13 protein-coding genes and 1 tRNA gene are annotated in these 15984 nt (G+C 62.2%); 5 read left to right on the top strand and 9 right to left on the bottom strand.

The features are described 5' to 3' along the window. Positions 1-290 precede the first annotated feature (290 nt). Positions 291-2960 (top strand): DNA topoisomerase III, encoded by a 2670-nt coding sequence (locus L0U84_RS00175; RefSeq protein WP_233846039.1) that lies wholly within the window; start codon positions 291-293, stop codon positions 2958-2960. 165 nt (positions 2961-3125) lie between these two features. On the opposite strand, the gene L0U84_RS00170 is transcribed toward L0U84_RS00175, so the two are convergent. Beyond that, on the bottom strand, positions 3126-4232 hold the full coding sequence (locus L0U84_RS00170) for a LysR family transcriptional regulator (protein ID WP_233846030.1): 1107 nt from the start codon (positions 4230-4232) through the stop codon (positions 3126-3128). A gap of 60 nt (positions 4233-4292) precedes the next feature. Between L0U84_RS00170 and L0U84_RS00165 the strand changes: the two genes are divergently transcribed. Continuing rightward, positions 4293-4553 carry a hypothetical protein gene (locus L0U84_RS00165; protein ID WP_233846028.1) on the top strand — a complete coding sequence of 87 codons (261 nt, stop codon included), beginning with the start codon at positions 4293-4295 and terminating at the stop codon, positions 4551-4553. A gap of 21 nt (positions 4554-4574) precedes the next feature. Here L0U84_RS00165 and L0U84_RS00160 read toward each other — a convergent pair whose 3' ends face one another. Further along, positions 4575-6431, bottom strand: coding sequence for a phosphoenolpyruvate carboxykinase (GTP) (locus L0U84_RS00160; RefSeq protein WP_233846026.1), 1857 nt, complete (start codon positions 6429-6431; stop codon positions 4575-4577). Between the two features lie 385 nt (positions 6432-6816). Between L0U84_RS00160 and L0U84_RS00155 the strand changes: the two genes are divergently transcribed. After that, positions 6817-7830 (top strand): D-2-hydroxyacid dehydrogenase family protein, encoded by a 1014-nt coding sequence (locus L0U84_RS00155; RefSeq protein ID WP_129956711.1) that lies wholly within the window; start codon positions 6817-6819, stop codon positions 7828-7830. A gap of 56 nt (positions 7831-7886) precedes the next feature. Here the strand turns inward: L0U84_RS00155 and L0U84_RS00150 are convergent, their stop codons facing one another. After that, positions 7887-8765, bottom strand: a complete 879-nt coding sequence (locus L0U84_RS00150) for a patatin-like phospholipase family protein (protein WP_233846017.1) — start codon at positions 8763-8765, stop codon at positions 7887-7889. Between the two features lie 75 nt (positions 8766-8840). Continuing rightward, complete coding sequence (locus tag L0U84_RS00145) at positions 8841-9245, bottom strand: PaaI family thioesterase (RefSeq protein ID WP_233846009.1); 405 nt, start codon at positions 9243-9245, stop codon at positions 8841-8843. Between the two features lie 204 nt (positions 9246-9449). Here L0U84_RS00145 and L0U84_RS00140 point away from each other — a divergent pair. Next, a tRNA-Lys gene (locus tag L0U84_RS00140) sits at positions 9450-9525 on the top strand. A 241-nt stretch (positions 9526-9766) separates the two neighbouring features. On the opposite strand, the gene L0U84_RS00135 is transcribed toward L0U84_RS00140, so the two are convergent. Together L0U84_RS00135 and L0U84_RS00130 are read right to left on the bottom strand one after the other, a co-directional pair. Further along, positions 9767-11284 (bottom strand): sensor domain-containing diguanylate cyclase, encoded by a 1518-nt coding sequence (locus L0U84_RS00135; protein ID WP_233846006.1) that lies wholly within the window; start codon positions 11282-11284, stop codon positions 9767-9769. A 26-nt stretch (positions 11285-11310) separates the two neighbouring features. Further along, positions 11311-11592: a hypothetical protein gene (locus L0U84_RS00130; protein ID WP_233845998.1), complete on the bottom strand. Its 282-nt coding sequence runs from the start codon at positions 11590-11592 to the stop codon at positions 11311-11313. A 471-nt stretch (positions 11593-12063) separates the two neighbouring features. On the opposite strand from L0U84_RS00130, the gene L0U84_RS00125 reads away from it, so the two are divergent. Then, entirely contained in the window at positions 12064-12651 is a 588-nt protein-coding gene (locus tag L0U84_RS00125) for a LysE family translocator (protein ID WP_233845996.1), read from the top strand. Between the two features lie 46 nt (positions 12652-12697). Here L0U84_RS00125 and L0U84_RS00120 read toward each other — a convergent pair whose 3' ends face one another. From L0U84_RS00120 to L0U84_RS00110, 3 genes are all read right to left on the bottom strand, one after another. Further along, on the bottom strand, positions 12698-13564 hold the full coding sequence (locus tag L0U84_RS00120) for an AraC family transcriptional regulator (protein ID WP_233845994.1): 867 nt from the start codon (positions 13562-13564) through the stop codon (positions 12698-12700). Positions 13565-13705: 141 nt separating this feature from the next. Then, positions 13706-14500 (bottom strand): ABC transporter substrate-binding protein, encoded by a 795-nt coding sequence (locus L0U84_RS00115; RefSeq protein WP_233845991.1) that lies wholly within the window; start codon positions 14498-14500, stop codon positions 13706-13708. A gap of 64 nt (positions 14501-14564) precedes the next feature. Next, positions 14565-15719 carry a pyridoxal phosphate-dependent aminotransferase gene (locus L0U84_RS00110; RefSeq protein ID WP_233845989.1) on the bottom strand — a complete coding sequence of 385 codons (1155 nt, stop codon included), beginning with the start codon at positions 15717-15719 and terminating at the stop codon, positions 14565-14567. Positions 15720-15984 lie beyond the last annotated feature (265 nt).

Here is a 15984-nt window from a genome sequence, read left to right as displayed (position 1 = left end):
CGGCCAAACGGAAAGCCTCGCGGCGCACGGTTTGTGGCAAGGGCCGTCGCCGCCCAATTTTGGGACAGCATCGCCGCTGGCATCGCTGTCCGCACGCGGTGTTTGCCGCAGTTGATCAACCGCCGGACGCGCAATTATGATGGCGCGCTTTTATGGCACTTGACCCGTTGGGTTCGCGCCTTGTGCTATAAAGCGGTCGTTATTGGGTCGAAAAAGGTCTCAAGCGAGCGTCGTGCGCCATGTTGGCGCTCAAGGCCACCAACCCGGATCTACCAACCTCACATCGAGTCATGTCCAAAGCACTGATCATCGCCGAAAAGCCTTCTGTCGCGAACGACATCGCGCGCGCTTTGGGCGGCTTTACCAAGCATGACGAGTACTACGAAAGCGACGACTACGTCCTTTCATCGGCAGTGGGCCATCTGCTGGAAATCGCCGCGCCCGACGAATACGAAGTCAAGCGTGGCAAGTGGAGCTTTGCCAATCTGCCCGTCATTCCTCCGCATTTCGATCTGAATCCGATCGCCAAGAGCGAGTCGCGCCTGAAGGTGCTGACCAAGCTGCTGAAGCGCAAGGACATCGACCGTCTGATCAACGCATGCGACGCGGGGCGCGAGGGCGAGCTGATTTTCCGCCTGATCGCGCAGCACGCGAAAGCCAAACAGCCGGTGCAACGGCTGTGGCTGCAGTCGATGACGGCCGGCTCGATCCGCGACGGTTTCGCGCGTCTGCGCAGCGACGAAGAGATGCAGCCGCTCGCCGATGCGGCGCGCTGCCGCTCGGAAGCGGACTGGCTCGTCGGCATCAACGGCACGCGCGCGATGACCGCGTTCAACAGCAAGGGTGGCGGCTTTTTCCTGACCACGGTCGGGCGCGTGCAGACCCCGACGCTGTCGATCGTCGTCGAGCGCGAAGAGAAGATTCGACGCTTCGTGCCGCGCGATTACTGGGAAGTGAAGGCGGAGTTCGTCTGTGCGGGCGGCTTCTACGAAGGCCGCTGGTTCGACCCGAAATTCAAGCGCGACGAGTTCGACCCGGAAAAGCGCGATTCGCGTCTGTGGTCGCTGCCCGCTGCCGAGACGATCGTCGCGGCTTGCCGCGGCCAGATGGGCACGGTGACCGAGGAGTCGAAGCCGTCGACGCAGCTCTCGCCCGCCCTCTTCGACCTGACCAGCCTGCAGCGTGAAGCCAACGGCCGCTTCGGCTTTTCGGCGAAGAACACGCTGGGCCTCGCTCAGGCGCTGTACGAAAAGCACAAGGTGCTGACCTATCCGCGAACCGACGCGCGCGCGCTGCCGGAAGACTATCTGGACACGGTCAAGCAGACGCTCGGCATGCTCAAGGAGAGCAACAACTACCTGCCGTTCGCGAAACAGGTACTCGACAAGGGCTGGGTGAAGCCGAACAAGCGCATCTTCGACAACTCGAAGATCAGCGACCACTTCGCGATCATCCCGACGCTGCAGGCGCCGAAGAATCTGTCCGAGCCGGAGCAGAAGCTTTACGACCTCGTCGTCAAGCGCTTCCTCGCGGTGTTCTTCCCGGCTGCCGAATACCGTGTGACGACCCGTATCACCGAGGTGGTCGGCCATCAGTTCAAGACCGAGGGCAAGGTGCTCGTCGAGCCGGGTTGGCTGCAGATCTACGGCCGCGAAACCAGCGGCGACGACGCGAACCTCGTGCCGGTGCAGAAGCACGAGAAGGTCAAGACCGACAAGATCGCCGCCCAGCAACTGGTCACGAAGCCGCCGGCGCGCTACAACGAAGCGACGCTGCTGTCGGCGATGGAGGGTGCGGGCAAGCTGGTCGAAGACGACGAGTTGCGCGAAGCGATGGCGGCCAAGGGTCTTGGCACGCCGGCGACGCGGGCGGCGATCATCGAAGGTCTGCTGACCGAAAAGTATCTGATCCGCGAAGGCCGCGATCTGTTTCCGACAGCCAAGGCCTTCCAGCTGATGACGCTCCTGCGCGGCCTCGGCGTGAAGGAGCTGACTGCGCCGGAGCTGACCGGCGAGTGGGAATACAAGCTGTCGCAGATGGAGCGCGGCAACCTGCCTCGCGACGCGTTCATGCAGGAAATCGCGCGCATGACGCAGACCATCGTCAAGCGCGCGAAGGAATACGATTCGGACACGATCCCGGGCGATTACGCGACGTTGCAGACACCTTGCCCGAATTGCGGCGGCCAGGTGAAGGAAAACTACCGCCGGTTCGCGTGCTCGAAGTGCGAGTTCTCGATCTCGAAGATTCCGGGCGGTCGTCAGTTTGAGATCCCCGAAGTCGAGGAACTGCTGCAGAACAAGACGATCGGGCCGCTGTCGGGGTTCCGCAGCAAGATGGGGCGCCCGTTCTCGGCGATCCTGAAACTGTCGCTCGACGACGAGATCAAGAACTACAAGCTCGAGTTCGACTTCGGCCAGGATGCGGCCGGAGAAGACGGCGAACCGCCCGACTTCTCCGATCAGCAGCCGGTCGGTGCGTGTCCGAAGTGCCAGGGCCGCGTGTTCGAGCACGGCATGAGCTACGTCTGCGAAAACTCGGTGGCGAATCCGAAGTCGTGCGACTTCCGCTCCGGCAAGGTGATCCTCCAGCAGGAAATCGCCCGCGAGCAGATGGCCAAGCTGCTCGAGGAGGGTCGCACCGACCTGCTGACGAACTTCAAGTCGTCGCGTACCGGTCGTAACTTCAAGGCGTTCCTCGTCAAGCAGAACGACGGCAAGATCGGTTTCGAGTTCGAGAAGAAGGAGCCGGCGGCGGCGAAAACCGCGGCGGCGAAGACGGCGGGTTCCCGTTCTGCGGCGAAGGCGATGCCGGAAGCGGATGAAGGCGATACCGCCGTGGCCGTGAAGGCCGAGCCGGCGGAAAAGAAGGCGGCGGCGAAGAAGGCTCCCGCTGCCAAGACCGCTGCGGCCAAGAAGGCACCGGCGAAGAAAGCCGCGGCGCGTAAAACCGGCTCGTAAGGCGGGATTCGGATCGGCGGCTCGCGGTGGCAGCCGCCAGCCGGCGATCCGTGCCTGGCCTGCGGCTGCGTCCGCATCTGCCCATCAAAAAAGGCGCAGTCACTTCAGGTGACTGCGCCTTTTTATTGGCCGCCCGCAGGGCTGCGGGCTTCGACATTCAAAGACTTACAGCGGCGACAACGCCGTCGGCCGTGTGCTGCGATTGGACGACTTCGTCATCGGCTTCGGCACGGCCGGCGACAGCTCGCTATCGAGCAGCCGCGACAGCGGCTCGGCGCCATCGAACGCTTCTGGCGCACGCGACTCGGCACTTTCGAACGCGGCCGACGTCGCAGGACGCTCCAGACCGTCCTTTATCCACTGCTCGCCGAGCACGCTGTTCGGCGTCTGGTTGAAGTGCTCGACCAGATGGTCGATGAACGTGCGCACCTTGGCCGGCAGGTGACGGCGGCTCGGGTATGCAATATTGATCTCGACCTGCGGCAAACGATAATCGCCGAGCAGACGCACCAGCCGGCCGCGCGTCATATCGCGACCGATCAGATAGCTCGGCAGAATCGCGATGCCCATGCCAAGCAGTGCAAACTGCCGCAGCATTTCCGTGTTGTTCGCGACGATCACGTTCGACGGCCGCACCCGCACTTCGCCTTCTGGCCCCGTGAACACCCGCTCATCGCCCCAGTATTCGGACGGCAGGCTCAGGCAAGGATGTTCGAGCAGATGTTCGGGACGCGACGGCGTGCCATGCTTTTCCAGATATGCCGGCGTCGCGCAGACGGTCATGCAGCCCGTGGTCAAACGCCGGGTGACGATGCTCGCGCTGCGCATTTGCCGGGCGATCACGACGCCGACATCGAAACCCTCCTCGACGAGGTCTACCTGACGATCGACCAGCGTGACGTCGGGGATGACTTTCGGATAGCGCTCCGCGTACGTTTGCAGCACGGGCGCGAGGTTATGAAGCCCGAACACGACGGGCGCTACGATGCGCAGTGTGCCGACGGGTTCATGATTGCGCGCGACCACCATCTGTTCGACATCTTCCAGTTCGTCGAGAATCTGACGGGCGCGCTCGAGATAGACCTGACCGGATTCGGTCAGCGACAAGCTGCGGGTCGTGCGATTGAGCAGCCGCGTACCAAGGCGGCCTTCGAGGTCGGCAACGTGACGGGTGGCGACCGCGTTGGAAATATCCATCGCGCTTGCGGCGCGGGCAAAACTGCCGAGATCCGCCACCTTGACGAAAACTCGCATCGACTGCAAATGATCCATAGGACAACTCCCTGCCTTGTTACTGCTTCCTGACAATTAGTGAAAACCAGTGAAGCGAACTTGGAATTCTCCTACGACTCGCAAAATCGTGCAGAAGTTGCCCGCGAAACAGGAAATATTGTCAATTTTGGTACGACTGTGTCGACAAAACCGGGGTCCGACCAGCGATTATTCCCAAAACAAAAACAATCTGCTGCGCTGCAGCTTGCTCTGTCTTTTTTGTTCGAACAGACGCAACGGTTGTTCGGGCACGGCGGAATTCGAAACCATGGAAATAAAACTGGCGCCCAAAGAAAAAGCCGCCCGAGGGCGGCTCTTTAGGCTGAGTGAGCACTCACGTAATCAGGCCGTGAGTTTTCCCTCGAGCGCCCGCTTTGCTTCAGTCAGCGCCGCCGGCAGACCGTGTTGCAGCGTGTCAAACAGCTTCGTGTGCAGCACGAGCTCGTCGCGCCAGGCAGCGTCGTCGACGGAAATCACCTGCTCAAACTGCTCACGGCTGAAGTTCAGGCCGCTCCAGTCGATGTCCTCATAGTGCGGCGAAACGCCGAACGCATGCTCTTCGCCCTGCGCGGTGCCTTCAATGCGGCCGACCATCCAGCTCAGCACGCGCATGTTCTCGCCAAAGCCGGGCCACACGAACTTGCCGTCCGTGCCCTTGCGGAACCAGTTCACGCAGAATATTTTCGGCAGCTTCGCGCTCAGCTGTTGCAGACGCTCACCGGTTTTCAGCCAATGGCTGAAATAGTCGCTCATGTTGTAGCCGCAGAACGGCAGCATCGCGAACGGATCACGGCGCACCACGCCTTGCTGGCCAGCGGCCGCGGCGGTGGTTTCGGAGCCCATCGTCGCCGCCATGTAGACGCCCTCGACCCAGTTGCGCGCTTCGGTGACGAGCGGCACGGTGGTCGAGCGACGGCCGCCGAAGATGAACGCGTCGATCGCGACGCCGGCCGGGTTTTCCCAGTCCGCGTCGATCGACGGGCACTGCGAAGCCGGCGCCGTGAAGCGCGCGTTCGGATGCGCCGCCTTGCGGCCGGTTTCCTTTGCCTCGGCCGGCGTCCAGTCCTTGCCCTGCCAGTCGATCAGGTGCGCCGGCGGCTCGTCGGTCATGCCTTCCCACCAGACGTCGCCGTCGTCGGTCAGCGCGACGTTCGTGAAGATCACGTTTTCCTTCAACGTGGCGAGCGCGTTGTAGTTGGTCTTTTCGCTCGTGCCCGGCGCAACGCCGAAGTAGCCGGCTTCCGGATTGATCGCGTACAGGCGGCCGTCCTTGCCCGGTTTGATCCACGCGATGTCGTCGCCGATCGTCGAGATTTTCCAGCCGTTCAGGCCGGCCGGTGGGATCAGCATCGCAAAGTTGGTCTTGCCGCACGCCGACGGGAACGCTGCCGCCACGTGATGCTTGCGCCCTTCCGGGGACGTGACGCCGAGAATCAGCATGTGTTCGGCGAGCCAGCCCTCGTCGCGGCCCATCGTCGACGCGATGCGCAGCGCGAAGCACTTCTTGCCGAGCAGCGCATTGCCGCCGTAGCCCGAGCCAAAGCTCCAGATTTCGCGCGCTTCGGGGAAATGCACGATGTACTTGGTCTTGTTGCAAGGCCACGCGACGTCCTGCTCGCCCGCCGCGAGCGGCGCACCAACCGAATGCACGCACGGAACGAACTCGCCGTCCTCGCCGAGCACGTCGTACACCTTGCGGCCCATGCGCGTCATGATGCGCATATTGGTCGCGACGTACGGGCTGTCGCTCAGCTCGACGCCGATGTGCGCGATCGGCGAGCCGAGCGGGCCCATCGAGAACGGCACCACGTACATCGTGCGGCCGCGCATCGCGCCATCGAACAGGCCATCGAGCGTCGAGCGCATTTCGGCCGGAGCGATCCAGTTGTTGGTGGGGCCGGCGTCTTCGGCGCGCTTCGAGCAGATGAAGGTGCGATCCTCGACGCGCGCGACGTCGGACGGATCGGAGCAGGCAAGATAGGAATTGGGACGCTTGGCGGGGTTGAGTTTCCTCAGGGTTCCGGCTTCGACCATCTGCGCGCACAGGCGGTCATATTCTTCCTGCGAGCCGTCGCACCAGACCACCTTTTCGGGCTTGGTCAGCGCGACGATGCGCTGGACCCAGTCGATCAGCTTGCGGTGTTTGACCCATGCGGGCGCCTGGATAGTAGGCTGCCCTTCGAACGAGGGATGATTCATCGACTTGTCTCCGTTTGAAGCAATAGAAAAACGGTACAAGCCCTGGGACGCTGCATGCGAGAGGCATTGAATTCATCACGCCGACGTGTCAATTTTCGACCGTCGGCGCACGATTGCGCAGATCGTCCTGGGCCACACAGCTTGCCAGGCGGAGGCGCGCTTCTACAAAGCTTCTGCAACCTTGTGTAAAGCGGCTTGCCTCAACACGCAACAAACTGCTAAAAACGTTCTCAATTCGCCTTTCCGTAGCGCTGCCGTTCTTTTTTGTGCGACAGTTTCTACGGTAGGACATCTAGCCAGACCAACGTGTGACCTAAGTCACATGCTGGGACAGTCAGCATAACATTCCGTTCGCACCACCGAGGTGCGCCGCAAATTACATACCATGAAGATTGCCATCCTCGACGATTACCAGGACGCCGTTCGCAAGCTCGACTGCTTTCAATTGCTGGCCGACCAGGAAGTCAAAGTATTCAACAATACCGTGCGCGGTCTCGGACAATTGGCGAGCCGTCTTGCGGAAGTCGACGCCCTCGTCCTGATTCGCGAACGTACCCGCATCACCTCGCAACTGCTCGATAAGCTGCCGCGTTTGCGCATGATCAGTCAGACCGGCAAAGTATCGAGCCACATCGATCTCGCGGCGTGTACCGAGCGCGGCATCGCCGTGCTCGAGGGCAGCGGTTCGCCGGTCGCACCGGCCGAACTGACGTGGGCACTCATCATGGCCGCCCAACGGCGTATTCCGCAATACGTGGCAAACCTTAAGCAGGGCGCCTGGCAGCAGTCCGGACTGAAGACGTCGGCGCTGCCACCGAACTTCGGTTTGGGCCAGGTGCTGCGCGGACAGACGCTCGGGATCTGGGGCTACGGCAAGATCGGGCGGCTGCTCGCTGGCTACGGCAAAGCGTTCGGCATGAACGTGCTGATCTGGGGCCGCGAGCATTCGCGTGAAGCCGCTAGCGCCGACGGCTACGGCGTCGCCGCGAGTCGTGAAGAGCTGTTCGAGACCAGCGATGTGCTGTCTCTGCATCTGCGTCTGCACGATGACACGCGTGGCATCGTCAAGCAGGACGATCTGATGCGCATGAAGCCGACCGCGCTGCTCGTCAACACGAGCCGTGCCGAGTTGCTCGAAGAGAATGCGCTGGTGACCGCCCTGTCGCACAACCGTCCGGGGATGGTCGCGATCGACGTCTACGAAAGCGAGCCGATCCTGCAAGGCTACAGCCTGTTGCGCATGGAAAACGTCATCTGCACGCCGCACATCGGCTACGTGGAGCGTGAGAGCTACGAGTTGTATTTTTCGGCGGCGTTCAAGAACATCCTCGCGTTCGACGCCGGCGATACCGCCAGTGTCGCGAATCCGGAGGCGTTGCAGGGCGGGCGTCGGCGGTGATTGGCGGATGAAGCGCTGGCGGGTCAGGTTTGGCCCGCCGCGCCGCGTCGCGTCGCTCACCGCGCCTCGTGCGCTCCCGCCTCCATCAATGCGGATATGCGTTCAAGGAAGACCTCGCCGTCCGCCCGGCCGAGGTTATAGGCGTGCACCATCTGCGACGGACTCGTGTAATCCCAACTCGAAATCGGCACCTTGCGCGACGGCTGCACGTAAAGCCGCTGCTGCACGCCGTGCGGCACGACGAACATCTGCGGCCGCGGATAGAGACGCGTGACCATCACGAGCACGTTGCCCGGCGCATCGGCATCGAGCGCGCCGACCGGCACGTTATCGACCATGCCGCCGTCCAGCACCGGCCGGCCGTTGCGTCGCAGAACCGGCGTGAATGGCGGCGTACTTGACGATTGCAGGATCAGGTCCGCCAACTCGTCGACGCTCGCGCAATCCTGCGCACGCACGAATTCCGGATGAAAACCAAGCGTCCGACCGAGCGTCGGATGCAGTGTCTTGCGCACGTACTTTTCGATGTTGTACGCCACCAGCCCCGCCGCGACCGCGCTTCTCGCGCCGAGCCAGCGCGGCAGATGCGACACGCCGATACGGATTTCCGGCGCCTGCGCGAGCCTGGAAAACTTGTCGCCGTAGATGTCGAGCAGCGCCTGTCGGTAGATCCGGTAATGCGGGAACACCGACTCGCCGCGCAGCAGGTTGCCCCAGTAGGCGTTGCGCGTGTTGTGACGCAGTGCTTCCTCGTAATAGCGCATGACCCAGTCGGAATCTCCGCGCGTGTAGATCATGCATGCGGTTGCGGCGCCGGCCGAAATGCCGGTGATCACGCGCGGACGGATGTCGAGTTGCGGCTGCACGACGTCCCAGAAACCCGCCTGCCACCAGCAGCGGTTGCCTCCGCCGGCGAATACGACCTGATCGAACATGCTGCTTTTCCTTGCTTTCCTTTGCTCTTGCCACGGATAGATTGTGTTACCGGCCGGCTCGGGGCCGGCGAGCATTCACCCCAGCAGCGCGTAAGTCGTGGTGGCTTGAACGGCCATGTTGCCGCCTTCGTCGAACAGTTCGACTTCGCCGAACACGAGATTGCGGCCCATGCGCAACACGCGCGCCTTGATGAGCACATCGCCCTTGCGGACCGCGCGCATGAAGTTGATGTTCAGCGACACAGTGCTCATTGGCTTGAAGCCGCCGAGCGCGGCGGTGATGGCGACGACCATCGCCGTATCCGCTGCCGCCATGAACACCTGGCCGCTGATCATGCCGCCTGAGTGGCGCCACTCGCCGGAAAACGGCAGACGCAGCGTCGCACTTTCCTCGTCGACCTTGATCGGCGTCAGCGTGAGCGCACGGACCCATGGTGCGAGAACTCGGTCGAGCAGCTCGGTAATCTCTTTGTCATCCATGGCAATCCCCCGGTCGAATGCCGCGTGATGCTGCGCGCGGCGAGGTGTCCGCGACATGATACCGGCAGCGTTGGATGCGTCGATGTTTTCGGGATGGCGGCATTGTCGAGGGAAGGTTCGAGTTCGGACAATGCGATCTTTTTAACAAAGCTGCTAAAAGAGCTTGGCAATCTCGAAAAGATCCTGCATAATCTCGCTTCTGTTGGGGCGTTAGCTCAGTTGGTAGAGCAGCGGACTCTTAATCCGTAGGTCGAGTGTTCGAGTCACTCACGCCCCACCACCAGATTCAAGCAAAAAGCCCGGTCACCGCGACCGGGCTTTTTGCATTCTGGTCGCGAACTGCTGCGACACTTCAGGCAAACATCCTGCAGGTAGGTAAGGTTGCTCCGTCGGCGGTGCAACGTTCTGAGCCAATCATCGACCATTCGCGCAAAGTAGCACCGCGCGAAAATGAAAAGGGTTGCACGCGAAAGCGTCGCAACCCTTTTTATTTCCAGCGCAGAAATTCCAGCAGCGACCGGTCAGCCGACTCCCATCTGCGCGACCATATTCCTGCCACCGGCCTTTGCCGTATACAACGCCTCATCCGCGGCCCGCACGACGACGCTGACATCCGTCGCCCGATCCGGCCGCGACGTGGTCGCGCCGATGCTGACCGTCACGCGACCAAACTCGCAGCCCACGTGCGCGATGTTCAGTTCGCCGATCGCCACGCGGATGTTCTCGCCGACCACCCCGGCACCGGCCCCGTCGGTATCAGGCAGCACCACGATGAACTCCTCGCCGCCGTATCGGCCGACGCAATCGCCCGGCCGCTGGATCACCCTGCGGATGCAGCGCGCAACCGCGGTCAGCGCGACGTCGCCGGCCTGATGGCCATACGTATCGTTGTAGGCCTTGAAGTGATCAATATCGACGAACAGCAACGACAACATGCTGCCCGTGCGGCGCGCGCGCAGCCATTCGCGATCGAGCGTTTCGCACAGCGCGCGACGATTGGGCAGGCCGGTGAGTCCGTCCGTGCCGGCAAGCCGTTCGAGCTCATGCTCGACCCGCTGTCGCCGTCGGAACTCGGCGCCGAGCCACGCCGCCAACACGATCACGCCAATCCCGAAGATCAGCATCAGCGAACCGATCGTCAGTGCGCGCTTCCACCAGCCTGCATAGATATCGGCGGTCGACTCGGCGACCAGCACGATCAGCGGCAATTGCGGAATCCGTCTGAACGAGTAGAGCCGCTCGGCACCATCGAGCGGCGAAGACGCGATAAAGCTGCCCTCGTCTTTCGCGAGTAGGTGCTGGAAGAACGCCGTCTTGCTGATGTCGCTGCCCGTTACGTGTCGATCGTCGGGTCGTCGCACGATGATCGTGCCGTCCGTTCTGATGATCGCCACCGAGCCGTGCTGCCCGATCCGCAAATCCGCAAACAGGCTCGCGAAATACTCCTGATCGATACCGAGCGCGACGATCCCCGCAAACGACCCGTCCGGCCGCGACAGCCGCCGGCTCAACGCGATGCTGCGCGAACCGGGTCTGAGTCTCGAGCTATACGGCGCGCTGACATCGAGCCCGAGATCCGGATCTTCGCGATGAATCCTGAAGTACGGACGGTCCGACAGGTTTCCTCCGCGCGGCACGTCGCTATCCGAATCCATCACGACGTTGCCCAGTGCGTCGATCACCACCATCGCGCCGACGTATTGCCCGGTGGCCGCGCGATCGAACAGGATCTCGCGCCGCAGACGCGGCGAATCGAGCACGCCCGGACGCCCGAGGCCGTCGGCGACCGCCTGCAGCGACAGCGCGTACAACTCGAAATTGCGCGCGATGTCGCGCTCCGTGATCGTGGCGACATCGCGGGTTGAATCGAGCGCACGCGCAATCGCATCTTCGCGGCTCTGATACAGCGCGTAGCCGCACAGCGCGAGCATTGCCAGCACCACGCCGCATCCCGCGTAGACGACGCCATCGCGCGGAATCCGACGTCTGCACGCCCGTGCGATCAGCACGCGAAGCCGCCCCTTTCTTTTGTGGATCATGTGCTCTGCGCTTTCAACGGCGGGAGTTAGTTTGTCGAAGTGCTCACTACGCTTCCGGCTTGTTGGGACAGAACACCCAGCAGATAGCGAATTCTCCCGCCATCTTCGTCGGACACGTAGTTCAGATGCCAGCACTCGAGATCACGCAGGTTGTCGCGCAGGCGTTTGAACGACCACTGCGTCGCATCGACGAGCGGCCAGACATGCAACAGATACGCGAGCGGAATCATGCATCTGCGCTCGCGCCAGCCGTCGAATAACGCGCGACACAGCCCGTTCAATTCGTCCGCAATCTTTTGCCTGCTCACATGGCGACCCACATGCACTCCCTTTCTTCCATTCGACTGGTCGCTCCCAGCAGAAGCGGACTGGTCTATTGATACTGATGCCAGGCATTCATCGCGCGCTTGATGGATTCGCTTTTTCGCGCGTAAGTCGTTAAGCCCTGTATCACCGGTTTTTCGAGGCCTCGGACTGTTTATCGGCCTGAATAATCGCCGGCTTCATAGGTGCATATCATAAGTTTCGATAAGTACAATTTACCCGATAATCACAGAATTGGTTTTCCTCGGTAACGTTTGCGCAGATTTATTTTTAAATTCAAACGCGTGTTCGTTATCGGATTAACGCGTCGTCGCATTATGTTTTGATGATCCGTTGAAGCCGCATGCGGTTTCAACGGCTTTTCGCCTGGGCAATTTCCTTCAATACACGTCCTCGCCGTCTCGTTACCGTTGAGCGTCGCAATCCATTTGCCCACTCACGTTTCGAGGCATCCGATGACCGCATTCCTGTCGATGGCCGCGTTCGCGCTCGCCAGTTCCATTTCTCCCGGCCCGGTCAACGTCGTGGCGCTCAGCGCCGGCGCGCGGCACGGGCTCGCCGCGAGTTTGCGGCACGTCACTGGCGCGACGGTTGGATTCACGTTGCTGCTTCTGTTGATCGGTCTCGGCCTGCACGAATTGCTCGCGCACTTTCCCAATCTGATCGAGATCGTCAAATGGACGGGCGTGGGTTTTCTGCTCTACATGGCCTACAAGCTCACCATCGATAGCGGCCAACTCGGCGCGGACAAGCCGGCGCGCGGACCGTCGTTCGCGCACGGCGCGGCGATGCAATGGCTCAATCCGAAGGCGTGGCTCGCGTCGCTGGCCGGCATGGGCGCGTATGCGGCCGGCGGCGACAGCGGGCTCGTCTGGCAATTCACGGCGCTCTACTTCGTGATCTGCTACCTGTCGATTGCGAGTTGGGCGTATGCCGGCACTTTTTTGCGCAGGCATTTGCGTGAAGCGAAGCGGGTCCGGGTGTTCAATCGCGTGATGGCCGCACTGCTCACGCTCAGCGCGTTGTATCTGCTCGTGGAGTGACGCGGGTCGTGAATGCTTGCCGACGCGGCTTCATGCCGCGTCACGCTCAGCGGCGATATTGCCCCGGCGTCGCCGCCACCAGCCGCTTGAAGGTGCGCTGCAAATGCGCCTGATCGGCGAAGCCGGCGTCGAGCGCGACATCAGCGATCAGTGCCCCGCGCCGCAGTTGCGCGCGACTGTACTGGATGCGTCGGTTGATCAGATACGCGTGCGGCGTCATGCCATAGCGCAGCTTGAACGTGCGTATCAAATGAGAAGCGGACAATCCGGCCGCTTCGCACACGTCGTCGAGTTTCAGCGCGCGCGTGCAGTTTTCGGCGATGTACTCCGCGGCACGCGCGAGCTGGCCGCTCTCCGCACGCTCGGGCGAGCTGGCCGGATTGAGCGTTTGCTGCACGTTGGAAAAGAAGGTGATGGCGGCGCTTTCCTTGCGCAGCGTGTCGACGTCATCGTCGTTGCTGGCGAGAATCTCGCACAGCCGGTTCAAGCCGTCGAACAACGCGGCGTCGAGCGTCATGATCTGCGAAAACGCGCGAAACGTATGGTTCTGGTTGAAACCCAGCTCGTGCTGCAGTTTCGTGAACCACGCGACATCGACGTGCAGCATCCGATACGACCACCGATCGCCGGCAACCGGGTTGCACGCGTGCACATCGTCGGGGTTCATCATCACGACGGCACCCGCGCCGACCCATTCCCGCGCGTGGCGGTTCAGATAGACGCTGCGGCCGCCCGTCACCGCGCCGATCGAAAACGTTTCGTGCGAATGTTTGGCGTAGCAGACCTTGCGGCCATCGTCGATGGAGCGCGCCTCGATGAACGGCAGCGCGTCGCTGCGCCAGAAGCGCGGCGCGTCTGCGCCATTTGCGCGCGCGGTGTTCGCAGCGCGTGCCGCTTCGGTCGTCTCGCTCATGCGCGCTCTCCGGTTGATCCGTCGACTTCGCCGTTGTCTCCGACTTCGCGAAGCCTACGTATCGTAGCCGTCAAACGCGTGGCCAACAAGCGAACGCGCGGCGCCGCTCGCAAACGGCGCCGCCGGTCGAACGCGATGCGACTACTTCGCGCTGACGTCGATATTGCCGAGATATTTCGCGGCGAGCGTCTTCACCGTGCCGTCGGCTTGCACCTTCGCGATCGCGGCGTTCAACTGATCGCGCAACGCGGTGTCGCCCTTGCGAATACCGTATGCGATGCCGCTGCCGAGAATCTTGTCGTCACGCACCGGCTGACCGACGAACCCGTAGCCCTTGCCTTCGGGCTTCGACAGAAAGCCGGTTTGCCCGGCCGGCGCGAGCACCAGCGTGCCATCGAGACGGCCCGCGGTCAGATCGGCATAGACCTGGTTCTGATCCTGATACGGCAGCACGACCACGCCGACCGGCTCCCAATGCACCTTCGCGAAGGTTTCCTGAATCGAGCCCTGCAGCACGCCGACGCGCTTGCCTTTCAGCGACTCGGGTGTCGGCTGCAGACCGCTGTCGCTGCGCGCGATCAGTTGCGTCGGCACGCGATAGACCACCGTCGTGAAATCGATCGCCTGACGGCGCTGTTCGGTCGCATTCATTGCCGAATTGATCGCGTCGAACTTGCGGCCTTGCAGCGCCGGAATCAGGCCGTCGAACGAGGTTTCGACCCATTTGCACGTCATGTGCGCGGCCGCGCATACCGCGTTGCCCACGTCGATATCGAGCCCTTGCAGCTCGCCGCCCGGCCCTTTCGATTCGAACGGCGGGTACTGCGCTTCGAGGCCGAAACGCAATGTCGAGGTATCGGCGGCGCTTGCGGCCGACCATGTTGCGAGCGACGCGCCTGCGCAGGCCAGCGCCAATAAACACTTGAGCAACTTCATAACGTCTCCCTTCTTGCTTCGAATACTTTGATGGCTTCGATACTTCGAGTGTGCTTCCGCGCGCTCAGATTTCACACAAACGCCGGGCGCCTTCGAGCAGGGTCGCGTCGTCCTTCGCGAAACTCAGGCGAATCAACCCCGAATCCGTGCCGTCCGTGTAGAACGCCGACAACGGAATCGTCGCGACGCGCGCATCGCGGATCAGGCGCAGCACGAAATCGCTGTCGCTTTCATCGGAGAAGCCGCGGAACCGGGCGAGCATAAAGAAACTGCCTTCGCTCGACAACAACTCGAAGCGCGATTCGCGCAGTGCATGCGAGAGCAGATCGCGCTTCTTCTGATAGAAGTCGGACAGACCGAGGTAGCTGTCGCGATTGGCGAGCGCGTCGACGAACGCGTGCTGCATCGGTGTATCGGCGGAGAACACCATGAACTGATGGACCTTGCGGATCTCGTCCATCAGCGCAGCGGGCGCGAGGCAATAGCCGACGCGCCAGCCGGTCACGTGATACGACTTGCCGAACGACGACACGATCACGCTGCGCTCCGCGAGTTCGCGATGGCACGCCATGCTCTGATGCTTCTCGCCGTCGAACACGACGTGCTCGTAGACCTCGTCGGACAGGATCACGATGTCGGTGTTGCGCGTGAGCGCTTTGAGCCGCTCGATGTCGGCGTCGCTAAAAATCGTCGCGGTCGGATTGTGCGGCGTGTTGACGATGATCATGCGCGTCTTCGGCGTGATCGCGGCGGCGACTTCGTCCCAGTTCACGCGGAAGTGGTCGAGCGACAGCTTGATCGCGATCGGCGTCGCGCCCTGCAGGCGCACGATCGGGGCATAGCTGTCGAACGACGGTTCGAAGTAGATCACTTCGTCGCCCGGATGCACGAGCGCGCTGATCGTCGAATAGAGCCCTTCGCTCGCGCTCGCGAGCACGGTCACTTCGCTGGCCGGGTCGTAGCGCACGCCGTACAGCGTTTCGACCTTGTCGGCGAGCGCTTCGCGCAGCGCGCCGATGCCGGCCATCGGCGCGTACTGGTTATGGCCGGCGCGCATCGCTTGCGCGACACCCTCGACGAGCTTCGGGTCCGGCGCGAAATTCGGCGCGCCCTGCGACAGATTCAATGCATCGTGTTGAGCGGCCAACTGGCCGATCACGGTAAAAATGGTGGTGCCGACATCCGGCAGTTTCGAGCGGGCTTGCATGGCGCTCTGCATAGACTTTCTCCCTTTCTTCGGCCGCCAGCGGCCGCGCGAACGGCGGCGGCGGGGCATTCCTTCCGGTGGGGTGATTAAGCATCAGCCAAAGAACGCTCACAATCGAAACTTTGTCATGCGCGGCATGCGTTTTCTTCATGGCTCGCGCGAAGCCGCTCTACGCGGGCCAAAGCCGGCGGAATCACAGTTTGCGGGCAGACAGTGGGGAGTTCTGGGAATGCGCGTAACTGGGTAGGTATGAAGTAATGTGATGCTCAGCGCCTGC

The sequence above is a fragment of the Paraburkholderia sp. HD33-4 genome (assembly GCF_021390635.1).
Taxonomy (GTDB): Bacteria; Pseudomonadota; Gammaproteobacteria; order Burkholderiales; family Burkholderiaceae; genus Paraburkholderia.
Note: the sequence above shows the minus strand (reverse complement) of the source record. Positions and strands in the feature narration are given on the sequence as shown.